Source organism: Acinetobacter sp. WC-743, assembly GCF_000335555.1.
GTDB lineage: Bacteria > Pseudomonadota > Gammaproteobacteria > Pseudomonadales > Moraxellaceae > Acinetobacter > Acinetobacter bereziniae.
Genome location: NZ_AMFQ01000069.1, coordinates 21,727 through 37,568, shown reverse-complemented (window position 1 = coordinate 37,568; position 15,842 = coordinate 21,727). Strand labels below are relative to the sequence as shown.

18 protein-coding genes are annotated in these 15,842 nt (G+C 39.0%); 7 read left to right on the top strand and 11 right to left on the bottom strand.

All coding sequences use genetic code 11. The features are described 5' to 3' along the window. Window positions 1–32 precede the first annotated feature (32 nt). Entirely contained in the window at window positions 33–1,022 is a 990-nt protein-coding gene (gene bioB, locus ACINWC743_RS08895; RefSeq protein WP_009585174.1) for a biotin synthase BioB, read from the top strand. A 153-nt stretch (window positions 1,023–1,175) separates the two neighbouring features. Here bioB and ACINWC743_RS08890 read toward each other — a convergent pair whose 3' ends face one another. The 9 genes from ACINWC743_RS08890 to ACINWC743_RS08850 form a co-directional block, all read right to left on the bottom strand. Continuing rightward, on the bottom strand, window positions 1,176–3,068 hold the full coding sequence (locus tag ACINWC743_RS08890; RefSeq protein ID WP_009585160.1) for a M48 family metalloprotease: 1,893 nt from the start codon (window positions 3,066–3,068) through the stop codon (window positions 1,176–1,178). An 86-nt stretch (window positions 3,069–3,154) separates the two neighbouring features. After that, entirely contained in the window at window positions 3,155–4,699 is a 1,545-nt protein-coding gene (gene purF / locus ACINWC743_RS08885; protein ID WP_004824330.1) for an amidophosphoribosyltransferase, read from the bottom strand. A gap of 24 nt (window positions 4,700–4,723) precedes the next feature. Further along, entirely contained in the window at window positions 4,724–5,317 is a 594-nt protein-coding gene (locus ACINWC743_RS08880) for a CvpA family protein (RefSeq protein WP_035300787.1), read from the bottom strand. A 2-nt stretch (window positions 5,318–5,319) separates the two neighbouring features. After that, the gene (locus ACINWC743_RS08875) at window positions 5,320–6,324 is read right to left on the bottom strand and encodes a quinone-dependent dihydroorotate dehydrogenase (RefSeq protein ID WP_009585152.1); all 1,005 of its coding nucleotides are present in this window, start codon (window positions 6,322–6,324) and stop codon (window positions 5,320–5,322) included. Window positions 6,325–6,414: 90 nt separating this feature from the next. Beyond that, the gene (locus ACINWC743_RS08870; protein WP_010591075.1) at window positions 6,415–6,894 is read right to left on the bottom strand and encodes a type II secretion system protein GspM; all 480 of its coding nucleotides are present in this window, start codon (window positions 6,892–6,894) and stop codon (window positions 6,415–6,417) included. Further along, window positions 6,894–8,036: a type II secretion system protein GspL gene (gene gspL / locus ACINWC743_RS08865; protein WP_035300784.1), complete on the bottom strand. Its 1,143-nt coding sequence runs from the start codon at window positions 8,034–8,036 to the stop codon at window positions 6,894–6,896. The genes ACINWC743_RS08870 and gspL overlap by 1 nt, the downstream gene beginning before the upstream one ends. Window positions 8,037–8,073: 37 nt before the next feature. Next, window positions 8,074–8,529, bottom strand: a complete 456-nt coding sequence (gene sixA / locus ACINWC743_RS08860; protein WP_004824336.1) for a phosphohistidine phosphatase SixA — start codon at window positions 8,527–8,529, stop codon at window positions 8,074–8,076. Window positions 8,530–8,608: 79 nt separating this feature from the next. After that, a complete protein-coding gene (locus ACINWC743_RS08855) occupies window positions 8,609–9,682 on the bottom strand; it encodes an NAD(P)H-dependent glycerol-3-phosphate dehydrogenase (protein WP_004824339.1) in 1,074 nt (357 codons plus the stop codon). An 84-nt stretch (window positions 9,683–9,766) separates the two neighbouring features. Next, complete coding sequence (locus ACINWC743_RS08850; protein ID WP_009585175.1) at window positions 9,767–10,342, bottom strand: nitroreductase; 576 nt, start codon at window positions 10,340–10,342, stop codon at window positions 9,767–9,769. A 296-nt stretch (window positions 10,343–10,638) separates the two neighbouring features. Here ACINWC743_RS08850 and ACINWC743_RS08845 point away from each other — a divergent pair, with 296 nt between their 5' ends. Then, window positions 10,639–11,019 (top strand): hypothetical protein, encoded by a 381-nt coding sequence (locus ACINWC743_RS08845; protein ID WP_009585180.1) that lies wholly within the window; start codon window positions 10,639–10,641, stop codon window positions 11,017–11,019. A 76-nt stretch (window positions 11,020–11,095) separates the two neighbouring features. Here ACINWC743_RS08845 and rhlB read toward each other — a convergent pair whose 3' ends face one another. After that, window positions 11,096–12,247 (bottom strand): ATP-dependent RNA helicase RhlB, encoded by a 1,152-nt coding sequence (rhlB, locus tag ACINWC743_RS08840; protein WP_004824345.1) that lies wholly within the window; start codon window positions 12,245–12,247, stop codon window positions 11,096–11,098. A gap of 107 nt (window positions 12,248–12,354) precedes the next feature. Next, a complete protein-coding gene (locus tag ACINWC743_RS08835) occupies window positions 12,355–12,567 on the bottom strand; it encodes a cold-shock protein (RefSeq protein WP_004824348.1) in 213 nt (70 codons plus the stop codon). 379 nt (window positions 12,568–12,946) lie between these two features. Here ACINWC743_RS08835 and ACINWC743_RS08830 point away from each other — a divergent pair, with 379 nt between their 5' ends. From ACINWC743_RS08830 to ACINWC743_RS08810, 5 genes are all read left to right on the top strand, one after another. Next, window positions 12,947–13,201: a sulfurtransferase TusA family protein gene (locus ACINWC743_RS08830; RefSeq protein WP_009585171.1), complete on the top strand. Its 255-nt coding sequence runs from the start codon at window positions 12,947–12,949 to the stop codon at window positions 13,199–13,201. Window positions 13,202–13,339: 138 nt separating this feature from the next. After that, window positions 13,340–14,209, top strand: a complete 870-nt coding sequence (gene rpoH / locus ACINWC743_RS08825; RefSeq protein WP_004824351.1) for an RNA polymerase sigma factor RpoH — start codon at window positions 13,340–13,342, stop codon at window positions 14,207–14,209. A gap of 157 nt (window positions 14,210–14,366) precedes the next feature. Next, window positions 14,367–14,732 carry a DUF423 domain-containing protein gene (locus tag ACINWC743_RS08820; protein WP_009585188.1) on the top strand — a complete coding sequence of 122 codons (366 nt, stop codon included), beginning with the start codon at window positions 14,367–14,369 and terminating at the stop codon, window positions 14,730–14,732. A 50-nt stretch (window positions 14,733–14,782) separates the two neighbouring features. Beyond that, a complete protein-coding gene (gene thiS, locus ACINWC743_RS08815; protein WP_004824354.1) occupies window positions 14,783–14,980 on the top strand; it encodes a sulfur carrier protein ThiS in 198 nt (65 codons plus the stop codon). A 14-nt stretch (window positions 14,981–14,994) separates the two neighbouring features. Beyond that, window positions 14,995–15,795, top strand: a complete 801-nt coding sequence (locus ACINWC743_RS08810; RefSeq protein WP_009585186.1) for a thiazole synthase — start codon at window positions 14,995–14,997, stop codon at window positions 15,793–15,795. Window positions 15,796–15,842: the final 47 nt, after the last annotated feature.

Genomic DNA, 15,842 nt, shown 5'->3' with positions numbered 1-15,842 from the left:
GGGATAGATAATGATGATCATGGATTAAACTAATGACAGTACGTAATGACTGGGCTCGTGAAGAAATTCAAGCTTTATATGAACAGCCTTTCTTAGACTTAGTCTTTAAGGCTCAACAAATTCATCGTGAGCATTTTGAAGCAAATAGCATTCAAGTCAGTACTCTACTTTCAATTAAAACAGGAAAATGCCCTGAAGATTGCAAATATTGTTCGCAATCTGCACGCTATGACTCAAAACTAGAAGCTGAAAAGCGTATCGCCGTAGAGAAAGTCATCAGTGAAGCCAAAGAAGCACTTGAATCTGGCTCTTCTCGTTTCTGTATGGGTGCAGCTTGGCGTAATCCACATGAACGCGATATGCCATATGTCTTAGAAATGGTGCGTGAAGTGAAAGCACTCGGTCTAGAAACTTGTATGACGCTAGGTATGCTCAACCAATCACAAGCTGAGCGTCTTCATGAAGCAGGTTTAGATTATTACAATCACAACCTAGATACTTCCCGTGAATATTATTCACACATTATCAGCACCCGTACTTTTGATGATCGTTTAAACACTTTAGATCATGTGCGTAACGCAGGTATGAAAGTTTGTAGTGGTGGAATTGTGGGTTTAGGCGAAAACCGCAATGACCGCATTGGTTTATTACATGAATTAGCAACCCTGCCTGTACATCCTGAATCTGTACCCATCAATATGTTAGTTCCAATAGAAGGAACACCGCTTGCTGATGTAGAAAGGCTTGATGTTACTGAGTGGATTCGTACCATTGCTGTTGCACGTATTATCATGCCACATAGCTATATTCGTCTTTCTGCTGGTCGTGAATCACTTAGCGATTCAGATCAAGCCCTCGCATTTATGGCTGGTGCAAACTCGTTATTTAGTGGTGAAAAGTTATTAACCACACCAAATGCCGGTGAAGGCAAAGACAAACAGTTATTTAATAAATTAGGTCTAAAAGCTGAAAAAGCCAAACCAACTGTTGCTGAACTTTCTGTAGATGCAATGGCAAGTTAATTAAAGCTTCGGTTCTAACATCATGTCTCTGTGCACTGTGCACGGTGTTAGAACCATTGCTTTGCTTTAAAATGCTTCACTTTTTCTTAGCTTTCTTTCTTAACTCTATTTCTAAAAGTTGTATTTCTAAAAGCTCTGTTTCTAAAAGCTCGCTTAAATAATCATTACACTATTTTTCTTCTGCATTTGATCTACAATATCATCTGACTTAAAACCAAGTCGCCAATACAACAATTGCAATACATCCAATTCATCTTGGGTAATAATCCGATCATTCCATAAGCAAATTTCTGCAACACCAAGAATACTTAAACGATCACGTAGCAACAAGCCTGCAATGTCATTTAAGATTTCTCCTAAATCAATCGGCTCATCAGATATTTCTTCAAATAGCTCTAATTCATCTTTAGATAAAACACGTTCTAAAATCTCATAACGCACATCAAGCTGATTGGCACTGTTGATTTGTTGAACGTGCAATAAGGCATCAATTAAACGCACAATCTGAGGTTTCACTGTTTCAAGTGATGAAGGTGTATGCATCGGTAGCAAATGTAATTCAGCTTTTACCCGCTCGATTAACAGCGCATCCAACAAGCCTATTTCGCCATCTTCCTGAATAATTTTCGCAAGTTTCGTTACAAATTGACGCGCACTCGTTGCAGGCATATTCCCCAGATTTTCACAAGCATCATGAAAAATTTGGATATGGATACGCCCATCCATACTTAACAATGAGTCAATAATGGCTCGACTCACCGCAGCATCAGATGGTATAAACTCTCGATATTGCCGAATCATTAAAATTGCAACCATAACCTCACGTGACCCAGTCGCAGTCTGCATTGCACGCTGGATTAAATCTGAGCGTTCTATTTGACGGCGCACTTCTGGATTTAAGGGTTTAATCGCATCATTCAGGGCAAAGCTAATGGGCGATAAACGTAACAAAGGCAATGGCTGTGGTGACACCCACGGATTATAAACTTCACCAGAAGACTCTTCTAATGGACGCAACAAGCTAAATAACGGCTGACTGCGCAACTTTTTTAAATTTTCTAATTGCAAATCTTGCAATAAAGTCGGATTCAACTCATAGATCCGATCTTCAATGTTGGGGTGAATATTCAACCAGCTTTGTGGACTCAGTGAATTGGCAAAGCACATATGCGCAATTGCTTCTGAAAATTCACTATGAATTTGCGAACCTGCATGATGCACATAAATACGTAATAAAGTCTGCACATTAGCATTATTCAGCAATAACTTCTTCGTTTTATAGTCATTATAAAAAGTACGTCCACCCAATGTGAAATATTTAATCAAACGATTGATTAAAATTCCCATACTACCCAATAGCCAAATCACACCGCCCACAGCAACAAAACTGGTTTCAAATTTATGTTGATTACCTTTGGCGTTGTAGCGATTAAAACCTTGCTTGGCAATTTTGCTTCCTAACTGACTAAATGTAATCAGTCCGCTATAAAGGATCTTAAGTCGAGTATTTTCACGGGCTTCGCCAGACAAAATTTGATTAAACTCATGCCCCAACAACCCGTAAAGTTCTAATTCGTCAAGATTCTGTAATGCACCCCAAGTTAAAATAATTACAGTATCTCTTGGGTGGAAACCTGCAGTTAAGGCATTAACACCAACTTCATCCGGTAAAACATATAAAGTCGGTGCATCAATCTCAAAAGTTTCTGCAAATTTATCTGCAAGATGAATTGCTACACTTTCTTCTGGGGTACTTTCGATCTGACTTAAACGACGTGCTTTTAACTGTTTGGCTAATGAGTGCCCACCAGTACGAAAAACATAAAATTCATAGGCAATTGACCAGCCAATAATGATAATAATCAACCCAACACAGTAAGGGCTTAAAACATGCCACCAAATTTGCTGTTCACGATCGACATAATGTACCAATAACCCCAAAACGGTATTGAGAATAAAAATAGTCAATATGACTGCAAGCAAACAGATACTTGCAGACCACAACATATTCTTGTTTTTTATCAAATAATGGCTGACATCTTTCAATGTAAAATTCCTCATTACATTGCAAAACACTATAAATGAAAAAAGCGGGAACTTCCCGCTTTTTCTCAATGAAAATCAATTCTGATTTACATCTCTTCTTTAATACCACATAGATCAACCGAAGATGCGTCAATATTGACATCAATATAACCATCTTTTTGCTTTTTCGCAGTATCATTACGACTTTGCTCAAGATCATTTAAATATTGTTCGTCAATATCGCCAGTCACGTAAACGCCATCAAAAACCGAACAATCAAACTCTTGAACTTCTGGTACTTTACTGGTTCTCACCGCAGCTTTTAAGTCATCCAAATCTTGGAAAATCAAACGATCAGCGCCAATAATATTTTGAATTTCTTCAACACTACGATGAGATGCAATCAATTCTGCTTTAGCTGGCATATCGATCCCATACACATTTGGATATTTCACCATCGGTGCAGCAGAGGCAAAATAAACATTTTTTGCACCTGCGTCACGTGCCATTTGAATGATTTCATTACAGGTTGTACCACGTACGATAGAATCATCCACCAACAACACGTTCTTGTCTTTAAACTCAAGTTCAACTGGGTTTAACTTTTGACGTACAGATTTTTTACGTTGTTGTTGACCTGGCATAATGAAGGTACGACCGATGTAACGGTTTTTCATAAAGCCTTCACGGAATTTCACCCCGAGAATATTCGCCAATTCTAAAGCAGATGTACGGCTTGTATCAGGAATCGGGATAACCACATCAACATCATGCGCTTCACCCCATTCACGAAGAATTTTCTTCGCCAGCGTCTCACCCATTTTCAAACGTGCTTTGTAGACAGAAATTCCATCTATAGTGGCATCTGGACGTGCAAAATACACGTATTCAAAAATACACGGACGATAACGTGGTTGACTGGCACATTGCTGGGAGTAGAACTCACCTTCAGCGTTGATAAATACCGCTTCACCCGGCTCAATATCACGCTCAACTTTAAAGCCCAATGCAGTAATCGCAACTGACTCTGAAGCAATGATATATTCTTTTTCACCATTTTCAGTCAGGCGCGAACCATAGATTAATGGACGAATACCATTTGGATCACGGAACCCCACCAAACCATGTCCAGTAATCATTGCAACAACACCATAGGCACCTTTGCAACGCTCATGTACACGTTTAACTGTATGGAAAATATCGTCTGGAGATGGTGTTAATGAGGCACATTTTTGCAATTCATGTGCAAACACATTCAGCAAGACTTCTGAGTCAGAATCTGTATTCATATGACGCAAGTCAGTTTTAAACAGATCATCATGAATATCAGCAGCATTGGTAAGATTACCATTGTGCGCCAAAGTTATTCCATAAGGTGAGTTTACGTAAAAAGGTTGCGCTTCAGCACTGCTTGAAGAACCAGCAGTTGGATAACGAACATGACCAATACCATAGTTACCGAGCAATGCGCGCATATGGCGAGTATGGAATACATCACGAACCATACCATTGTCTTTTCTCAAGAAAAGACGACCATTATGACAAGTCACAATCCCAGCTGCATCCTGTCCACGATGTTGTAACATCGTCAACGCATCAAATAACATTTGGTTTACAGGTGCTTTACCTGCTATACCAACGACTCCACACATAACTACCTCGCAGACCAGCTAGGACTAATAAAACGGATTTTTTGTCGAATGTGCTGATTGATCATCCTCTTCAGATGTTGATGATCGTTCAGTATTTCTCACAGCAGCGTCATCGGGATGCGCTTGTGAATGTATATGATTTAATGCTTCATTTGCAGCATCTTTAGAAATTTCTGAAGCTAAGGGTGCAAACGGCAAAAGTGTTTGAATAAATTTTGACTGTTTCCACGTTGGCGAACTGTCAACCCAAGGACCTAATCCTTGCATTGTTATGAGGACAATGAATAAACCTTTCAAGGTCCCCAGTGCACCACCTGCCAAACGATTTAAAGGACCTAGTTTTAAGCTCTTTAAAATTTGATTGAGAATTGCTGTTGCAATCCATGTTAAAACGATAATAACCAAGACAATAAATGCAAATGCTGCAATTTTTTGCACCACAGGATCTTGACTGAGTGCAGACATGGAAGGTGCGATGATATTGGCATATTTAGCACCAACAATCAGTGCAAAAATCCATCCTATCAAGTTCGCAAAGGCTTTCACGAATCCTTGTCGCAAACCGTTTAGCCCTCCAATGAGCAATATAATCAGTATGATAATGTCTAGGGTATTCATATTTAGGTCATAGCATTAACACAGTCTTTGATCAGTGTAGGACCTGTATAGATCATACCACTATAAATTTGAACCAAACTCGCACCTGCCTGTTGTTTTGCAACAGCGTGTTCACCCGATAAAATTCCACCAACACCGATTAACGGAATTTTACCCTGTAATAGTTTTGAAAAGGCAGCCAAACAAGCTGTGCTCTTTTCAAATACAGGTGCTCCAGATAACCCACCAGCTTCATCACCAAATGGTAGACCTTCGACACCTTCACGAGATAAAGTTGTATTGGTTACAATAAGCCCATCAATTTTAAACTGCAACAATTGTGAAGCAATAAATTCAATATCTGTTGCATCTAAATCTGGTGCAACTTTGAGAACAAGTGGAACATAGTGCTGTAATTCTTCAGCCAACTCTAACTGACGTTTTTTGAGGGTTTCTAAAAGTTCAGTCAGTGCATGACCACTTTGTAAAGAGCGCAAATTTTTCGTATTTGGTGAAGAAATATTCACCGTAATGTAAGATGCGTAGTGATAAACTTTTTCTAGACAAATTAAATAATCTGAAACAGCATCTTCAACAGGCGTTGTGGCGTTTTTCCCGATATTGATTCCAAGAATGCCTTTAAATTTTGCTGCTTTGACATTCTCAACCAATTTGTCTACCCCATCATTGTTAAAACCCATACGGTTAATGATGGCTTTTGCTTGTGGAATACGGAAAAGACGTGGGTGTGGATTGCCTTCTTGTGGTTTAGGTGTAATGGTTCCGATTTCAATAAAACCAAAACCCAAACCCGCTAAGGCATCGATATATGCACCATTTTTATCCAAACCTGCAGCTAATCCAACTGGATTAGGAAACTCAATCCCCATACAGGTGACTGGTTTTGACGCAACAGCTTGACGCATCGCACCCAATTTATGGGCAGATTTAAGCATGGATAATGTGAGTTCATGTGCACGCTCTGGTGCTAAAGAAAACAACAAAGGGCGAGCAAGTGAATACAACATAGCTATAAAAGTCTACTGCTTTTTAAGTTGCCACATTATAGGCACAGTATGCTGAAAAGGCTATGCTTGAACTGTGTTTATTTTCAGTACTTACTGTACCGTCGCTGTTAATTTAATCTGTGCGCCCTCTTTAACCAGTTCCATCTTTTCCAAGCTAACACCCATCTGCGCGATTTGAGTCAGAAAGTTTGCCAGAACAGCATAATTCTGATGTTGTGCAACAATTTGAAATTGTTCACCAACCTGTTGTGAAGCCACTGAAAGTCCTTGTTGTTGTGCAACACGTTGAATTTTATCTGCGGTGGTTAATGCTAAATCATCCGCAGGTTTCATGGTGACTACATTACTTTGCATCCAAACCACGAGGTCTTTCATTTCATTTAAACGCAACTGCTGTTTTTCAGCAGCTTTATGGGTATACCACAAGGCTGCACCAACGGCGGCAACTATTACAAAAATCGTTGTGAAAATAACCATAATACGTTCACGTGCTGACATTTTTTCTAAATTGTCAGTCATCTTTTCGGACCACGTGTCTAAACGGTTTTGAAAGCTTTCCATTGTTTTCATCATTGTATCTTCACTAAACCAACCACAGTCGCACCCTGTGTCTGAATATTACCCAGCTCCGCCTTAAAACCTTGTTGGTTTAACTGCGTGACCAATGTCTGTAATGCTTCTGAACTCTTGGCAACTAAATCCATATTCAAGACAGAAGTTTCATAATTAACCCGATTGGCAATAATCTGATGCTGCATCAAAATTGGACCAACACGACTGAGCAATTGCAATGCCTGTGTATTGGCACCCTGACTAAGTTCTAGTTTATTCTTAAACTGACGTTGAACAGATTCCTCAGTAATTCGCTGTTCATTGGGAAACCATTTTTTATACTGATCTACTGCAATCAATGCTGTTTGATCGGCAACTTTTTTCAGTTTAAACCAACGCAGAGCATCATAACTCAGCTGTGCAACAATCAAAGCCACCACTAAAACTGCACATGCTTGCCAATAACGAGACACTCCGTCATTTGCCTGTTTGGCTTTAGGCAAGACATTAAATGGATGCTGCTTTGCCTTTTTAATTTCAGTAAACTGATAATTAAATGGCTCACGTTGTTCAGCCGTCGCTACAGCAAATAAACTGGTCGCTTGTGCATCAGTCAACGCACCATATAAAAAAGTTTTTTCTCGATCTGCAAAATCCAAATACAGACCAAGATCATCGATTGAATTACCTAGAAACTCATTCTCACGCACCAACAATTGCCCATTGACATTGGCTAAGATCAGCTGATTTTCTTCAGGAATAGGCAACATTAGAAAGTCAGGCAATAAAGAAACAATCTTTAAAGGAATCAAAGACAAAGAGTGCTGAATTGTAGTGATCGTATGTTGATTCACACCCAAAACTGAAACTTGATCGGGTTGCTGAAAGTGCGAAAACACTTTCATTTGGTCAATCGGTAAAATGACATATTCTTCAAGTAAATATTTCACACCATCTGCGCCCAATTGTTTATATTGAGCTTTGCTAAACTTTTGTTGAAGAATTTGCACTTCACGACTTGGAAAGAACACAACCGCTTCTTCACCTTGGTAAAGTTTAATATCTTGTATTAATTGTTCCAGACTCGAAGATGTAGTCCAATCACTTCCTCGAGACCATTGCCAAACCCCATTGGCTTCAGGCATCCATAAGTACAACATTTATCGTTTTCTGCCGTGTGTTCTTTTAACAATGCTTTTATACAGTTGGAATAAAGGCTTTATTTTGAGTAGATAGACCATTTGCAATGACCGTTTGCTCATAAATACGAGCTTCTGCCAAGGCAAAAGGATTAAAATGCTCATGTGTCAGTTGTTCAGCAATATGCCCAACCACATTCATATGACATACCACCACAATACGTTCAAATGGTAATTGTGACAACCATTCAATTGCTAATTTTGCATCATCTTCAGGCTTAATTTTGTCACAGATCAATACTGATACTTCAGGAAAATAAGCCTGTATATGGGACAATGTTTCCTGTGCTCTCAATAACGTGCTCACAACAAATACATCTGGTTGTACTGTTTCTTTTAAAAATTGTGCTGTTTGTTCCGCTTGTAAATGCCCACGTTCTGTTAAAGGACGTTTACTGTCCACACCATTGATTGCTGGGGCTGCTTCACCATGACGCACCAAAGTCAGTTGCATAAGATTTCCTTTTTAATACCGCACTGATTATAACGAGGCTTTGTTACAAATCTATCTCTCAACCTCAAATTGTAATCAATTAAACCTCATTATGTGGCAACACAAACTCTACATCACTTCGATGTCCATTTTTCATCAAGGAAACTGCGATATTGAGTGGTGGTGCACCTTCAAAAATAACTTCATAAAGTGCTGTGGTAATTGGCATATAAACATCCAATTCTTTAGCACGCGCATTTACTTGTACAATGGTATTGATGCCTTCTGCGGTTTGCCCCAGTTCTTTTGTCGCTTGTTCCAGTGTCTTTCCAGAACCTAATGCAAAACCAACTTGATAGTTTCGACTCAATGGACTATTACAGGTTGCAAATAAATCCCCAACGCCAGATAAGCCAAGGAATGTCAATGGATTAGCACCCAACTTAACAGCAAAACGACTCATTTCTGCTAATGCTCGGGTTAAAATCATACTTCGTGTGTTTTCACCTACTTTATACGCCACAGCCATACCCATTGCCACAGCGTAAATATTCTTCAATGCACCGCCAAGCTCGACACCATGTACATCATCACTGCCGAAGACCCGAAATAATGCACTGTGTAAAGCCTGTTGTACTGCATAACGCACCAACTCACTGTCACTTGCGATGACAGTACCTGCAGGTTGTCCAGCCACAATCTCTTTGGCTAAGTTTGGACCAGAAAGTACACCATAAGGTACTTCTGGCAGTTCTTCACGAATAATATCACTCATGAAACTAAAACTTTTGGCTTCAATACCTTTGGTTAAAGACACCACAGCTTGTGCACTAATGAACGGCTTGATCTGGCGCAACACATCACGAAATGAATGGCTAGGAATAGCAACCAGAATAATGTCACGGTCACGTACAGCCTTTTCCAAATTTGACTCAGCACGTAGCCCTGCTTCTAATTGAAAGTCTGGAAGATAGCGTTTGTTGATATGCGTCGCATTGATCTCTGCCGCGATAGCTTCATCACGAATCCAAATCATGGTGTCACAACCATTGCGTACTGCTGTGTTCGCCATTGCTGTGCCGAAACTACCACCACCGAGTACAGTCACACGTAATGCTGTTTTTTGATCCAATACCACGGGTTCAATTAAATCTTTAAAGCGTAAATCCGACATTATTATTATCCTAAAAACCTATCCTAAATATTACATGTAAATGTTTAACGAGTTTTCACAGTTGAGATCTCGTTATTTTTGTGATTAATTCTGCCAAAAATGAACATATGCTTGAGTGTCACTTTCGGGACGCGGTGCAATTTCTTTTGCAGCAGTACCCACATAAACAATACCTGAAATTAAATCACGTTCATCTAAACCAAGTGCTAACTTTAGGTGTTTAGATTCAACCACTGCCCCACTACGCCACATTGTTGCAAAACCTTGTGCTTGTAAAGACAATAAAAAGTTTTGAATCGCTGCACCACTACTTAATGTCTGTTCAAAAAATGGAACTTTGGGATGATCTTGAAATTTAGTCACAGCCAAAACCAAAATCGGTGCTCGAAATGGATGATGTTTTACCCGTTCAATTTGAACTGGGTCAGTTTCCCCTAAGTCCGCAATAGATTGAGCCAATAACTCACCAAAAGCTTCGCGCTGTTCACCTTCGATCACAATAAATTGTGTCGGTTTTAAACGATGATGGTCGGGTGCTGTAAGCGCTGCCTGAAATGCCACATTCAGTTGCTCATGTGAGGGCGCAGGTTCAATCAAATGACCAATGGACTGACGTTTGTGGATATTGTCATGTACTGCTTTGAAATTTAAATCTGACATTGACCTAGCTGTAATCTATTTAAATGAACTATTTGTAAGATTAGCACACTCTAAAATCATTACGCTATCTCAGCAGAAATTTACTCAACAGCTATGTCTATTTTTTTTAATAACTCTCAGACAAAACTTTATTTTCTGAGAATTATCATGACCAACAAATAGGCGTTTTTAGCAATAAGTCCCATAAAAACTGCAAAATTTATACATGTTTTTCAATATTTAGCACATATTCTATGTTCAAATCATAGCTAATTAATAAAATTCTTTTTATTTTTCACTGATCATTTGGAGTCAATATGAATAAATTTACAGCTCTTTCGCTCCTTGCCAGTTCTGCACTACTTCTTAGTGCATGTGCATCAAACCCAACACAAACATTAGCAATTCAAAAAGCCGACAATCAATATGAAGTCACAGGCTTAGGCAAAGATCAAATTACGGCAAAAAACAACGCCATTGTTGCTGCCAACAAAACTTGTGGCAAAAAAGCGGCACCTGTCTTAATCAATGAAAAAACTGAATATCATGGCAGTTTAAATGGTGTGGTCGATGAGCAGACGGGTAAAATGATCACTGCTGCGGCTGGCGTAATCGGCTCGGTCATGGGTAAAAATTATGGTATTGAAAAAGATACTGACTACCAAAGCACTTTAACCTTTAGCTGTAAAGCCAACTAATACGATGAGTTGAATTAAAAATCCCACGATTAAAGTGGGATTTTTAATTTGATCTATGCCAAGTTAATTTATGTGTTTAGCAATAACCTTCTAAACGGGTCAAAGGTAATTTCTGTCCAATGGCTTTTTCAATCGTTGGCAAATTAAAGGCATCATCTTCCGACAAGAAACTGATACTTACCCCTTGTGTTCCAGCTCGCCCAGTACGCCCAATACGATGTACATAATCATCAGACTGTTCAGGTAGAGTGAAATTGATCACATGCGATACACCATCTACATGAATACCACGACCCGCAACATCTGTTGCGATCATGATGTTATGTTTACCATTTTTAAATTGGTCTAGCATTTTCAAACGCTTGTCTTGTGCAATCTCGCCAGACAGCATGACCACTTTATAACCATCCGCCTTCAAATGATCATACAATTTACGGACCTGATCACGACGATTCGCAAAAATCATCACTTTTTCGATTGGTTCATCCGTTAAAATTTCACGTAATAACTTATATTTGTCTTTCTTTTCGACCACATAAACGCGTTGCTCAACATCAGCATTGGTTTTCTTTTCAGGTTCAATTTCTACAGTGACAGGTTCGAAAAGCCATTGTTGTGCAAGATTAAGTACGTCATAACTAAAAGTAGCTGAAAACATTAAAGTTTGACGTTGTTCTTTACGTGGAGAAAAACGCACAATGCGTTTTACTGAAGGGATAAAGCCCATATCCAATAAACGGTCAGCTTCATCAATGACTAAAAACTCAATTTGATCTAACCAGATTTCTTTTTGTTCAGTAAAATCAATTAAACGCCCTGGTGTTGCGACTAAAATATCAACAAAACCTTGATCCAACTGCTTTCTCTGCTTGTCAAAATCTACACCACCGACCAAAGTGACGACATTTAAACCGCTATATTTCACCAAATCTTTGGCGTCGTTTTCAATTTGAATCGCCAGCTCTCGTGTAGGTGCAAGAATCAAAGCACGTGGCTCACCACGAAAACGCTGTGTTTGAATCGGATTATTGAGCAAATCATTAATAATACTGACTAAGAATGCTGCTGTTTTTCCAGTACCTGTTTGAGCACGCCCAATTGCATCATGACCTGCCAAAGTATACTTCAATACTTTTTGTTGGATGGGGGTCATTTCTTTAAACCCTAAAGCATCAATCGCTTGTTTAAGTTGCGGATGTAAATTAAGGGTTTCGAAACCTGATGACATAAATACGAGCTCTAACTGTAGACACTTTGAATTGCGCCCATTATAAACAAAAAACGCCCCAATTTATAAAAAATTGGAGCGCCACTTAAATTTTTAAAAATTTAAGATTAGTCTAAAGGCTGAACTTCTTCAGCTTGAAAACCTTTTTGACCTTGTACAACGCTGAATTCAACACGTTGACCGTCACGAAGTGAACGATGACCTTCACCTTGAATAGCACGGAAATGAACGAAAACGTCATCACCGCCTGCGCGTTGGATAAAGCCGAAGCCTTTAGTGTCGTTGAACCATTTAACTACGCCTTGTTCACGAGCTGTCATAAGTTAATCCTCAGTTATTAAGAAAAGGGACCACCCGGTGTTGCAAACAGCAGAGCAAACAAAGTTTTAAAATATTTTGTAATTTCAAAGCTTGTAATCATTCTGTAAAACTATTAACAAAATCCCGGTTACATCCATTTGTAATAGGGTTCAAAACAACAATTGTTTCTGACAAATCCTAAATACGCAACGAGCTTAACATGGGTTTATGACAATTAATAGAATTTTTTTTGATAATTATTTTCGATATCAAGCTTATTTTTTAAACACCTTAAATATTATTTTTTATCAACGCAAGAATATTGCAAATTGTGTTGGGTAGTTCTAAGAAACTTGCTAAAATAATACTTCCATAACAGTGTTATATTTTTGCCATAAAATGAATGAAACTTTAGGTCAAATACCTATTGATACAAATCCAATTGAAATTGACAGTCTGGGTAAACCCTGCCCTATGCCTTTGTTAATGTTGAAACGTGAATTAAAAAAAGCACTGCCTCATCAAATGTTCTTGTTAAAGTCATCTGACCCACATAGTATGATCGACATTGCCCGTTACTGCGAAATACATCAGCTCGACTGTCAATTGACTCAAGTATCCGAGCATGAATTTCATTACTTAATTGAATCTTAATTATTTTCAATTAAAAATTTTTTTTGCAAATTGGCATATATATTTACATTTCTATACCCAAATTTTCTTACTTATGTACAATATTCGAATTAAGATGAATGCATTAGTAATACGACGAAATTCCTATAAGGAGAACTCATGAGTGACAGCAGCAATCAGTTGATGCCCCTGTCCTTATCTGCACCAGGTGTTAACTTAGGTGCTTATATCAGCACCGTAAATCAGATTCCAATTTTGACAGCTGAGCAAGAAAAAGAGTTAGCTGATCGTTATTTCTATGATCAAGATTTAGATGCTGCAAAAATGTTAGTGATGTCTCACTTACGTTTCGTGGTTCATATTGCCCGCAGTTATGCAGGTTATGGCTTGCCACAAGGTGATTTAATTCAAGAAGGTAATCTCGGTTTAATGAAAGCTGTTAAACGTTTTGATCCTAATATGGGTGTGCGTTTAGTGTCTTTTGCAGTGCACTGGATTAAGGCTGAGATTCATGAATATGTGATCCGCAACTGGCGAATTGTCAAAATTGCGACCACAAAGGCGCAACGTAAATTATTTTTTAATTTACGTAGTCTTAAAAAGTCGAGCAAAAAACTGACCCTTGAAGAAGCACAATCAATTGCCAAAGACTTGAATGTTACACCAGAACAAGTCTTGGAAATGGAAGGTCGATTGACTGCTTATGATGCAGCTTTCGAAGCTCAAGGTGATGACGATGATGAAGGTTCAACCCATGTTGCCCCTGCATTATATCTAGAAGATAACCGTTATGATCCTGCGCGTTTGGTTGAAGAAGAAGATTATGAAGAACAAAGTACTTCGGCTTTACATGATGCGATGGAACAGTTAGATGATCGTTCAAGAAATATCTTGCAACGCCGTTGGTTAGATGATGATAAATCTACATTACACGAGTTAGCGGCAGAATATAATGTTTCAGCTGAACGTATTCGCCAATTAGAAAAAAATGCCATGGATAAAATTAAGATTGCCATGTCATCCAACTAACTTCTATCCGTGAAAATATCGGTTTTAATAAAAGGGCGATCTGCCCTTTTATTTTGCTTAAAGTTTTATTGAATCTCGTATCTTCATAGATTTTGCCTTTAATCCGAGTTAAATTTTATGTTATGGTTATGCGCAAATTGATGCAGATGAATGGCTTATGTGGATTGCAATTTCAGCACTGAATTTAGCACTTGCAGTAATCTTAGGTGCATTTGGGGCGCATGGTTTAAAAACCCGAGCAACAGAAGCACAGTTGGCTTGGTGGCAAACAGCAACTGATTATTTCTTCTATCATGCCCTCGGTTTATTGGCATTGGCAATACTCAGTAAAGTCATTCCTCAACTTCCAATCAAAGCCAGTTTTATGCTGATCCAAATCGGAATTCTATTTTTTTGCGGTTCGCTATATATCATGGCACTTGGCTTACCACGTGGCTTAGGTGCAATTACACCGATTGGCGGTGCACTGATGATTGCTGGATGGTTGGTGCTTGCCTGGAATGCATTAAAATACGCAAAATAATTCTGTTTTGACTTTTGAAATCACAATTTGCGCAATCAAATGGAATGTCTATGCAAATTTTCTTAAATGGTGAGCCCCAAGAAACCTCTTGCCAAAATCTTTTACAACTGGTTCAAGAACTTTCACTGGAAGGTAAACGCTTTGCGGTTGAAATGAATGAAATGATCATTTCTAAAAGCAAACTTGAACTCACCCCTATTGCTGAAAAAGATCGTATTGAAATCATTCATGCGGTTGGTGGCGGCTAATTTGGAGCTCTCCCATGCTAGATTTAACGACTGAAAACTCGCCACTTATTATTGGTTCACGCACCTTCCAATCTCGTCTTCTTGTCGGCACAGGCAAATATAAAGACATGCGGGAAACAGATTTAGCCATCCAAGCGAGTGGTGCTGAAATTGTGACGGTTGCTATTCGACGTGTAAATATTGGACAAAATCCAGATCAACCGAATTTATTGTCGGTGATTCCACCTGAGAAATATACCATCCTTCCAAATACCGCAGGTTGTTTTGATGCCAATAGTGCGGTACGTACCTGTATGTTGGCACGTGAGCTTTTGGACGGACACAACTTGGTCAAACTTGAAGTTTTGGGTGATGAAAAAACCCTGTACCCGAATGTGACCGCAACACTCGAAGCAGCACGTACGCTTATTGATGATGGGTTTGAAGTGATGGTTTATACATCGGATGATCCAATTGTTGCACAAGAACTTGAAAGTATGGGTTGTGTCGCGATTATGCCTTTAGGCAGCCTCATTGGTTCAGGGCTTGGAATTTTAAATCCACATACCATTTCCATCATCAAAGAAAATGCAAAGGTTCCAGTGTTGGTCGATGCTGGTGTTGGTACAGCGAGTGATGCAGCTATTGCAATGGAATTGGGTTGTGATGGTGTATTAATGAATACAGCAATTGCTGCTGCACAAAATCCTGTTTTGATGGCTTCAGCAATGAAAAAAGCTGTCGAAGCGGGTCGTGAAGCTTATTTGGCAGGTCGCATGCCACGTAAGCGAATGGCAAATGCAAGTTCACCTGAAACAGGTTATTTCTTTAAATAACTTCAACCAAATCGCTTGTTGATGATTCACTCAAAGACTTAGATTGT